General features: G+C 45.3%; 1 pseudogene. It reads left to right on the forward strand.

Features of this window, described 5'->3' with window-relative positions:
* Positions 1-6: 6 nt before the first annotated feature.
* Positions 7-338 (forward strand): annotated as a pseudogene (locus AAEY88_RS12715) (hypothetical protein); the annotation flags it as partial.

Genomic DNA, 338 nt, shown 5'->3' on the forward strand with positions numbered 1-338 from the left:
GGTTACGTGGATAAAGCATTGGAGCAGGTTTACCTAGTTGGTGGTGCAGTGCGTGATTTACTGCTAAAAAGAGCATCAAATGACAACGATTATGTTGTTATTGGCGAAACGCCACAGGCAATGGAAGCGCTAGGCTTTGTGCCGATAGGTAGCGACTTTCCGGTTTACTTACACCCAAAAACCAAAGAAGAATATGCACTTGGGCGCACAGAGCGTAAAAGCGGCAAAGGCTATACTGGCTTTGTGGTTGATGCCAGCCCAACAGTGACGCTAGAAGAAGATTTAGCAAGGCGTGATTTAACCATAAATTCAATGGCGCTTGATGAACACGGTAATAT

Source organism: Psychrobacter sp. CAL346-MNA-CIBAN-0220 (assembly GCF_040309805.1).
In the GTDB taxonomy this organism is placed as follows: Bacteria; Pseudomonadota; Gammaproteobacteria; order Pseudomonadales; family Moraxellaceae; genus Psychrobacter.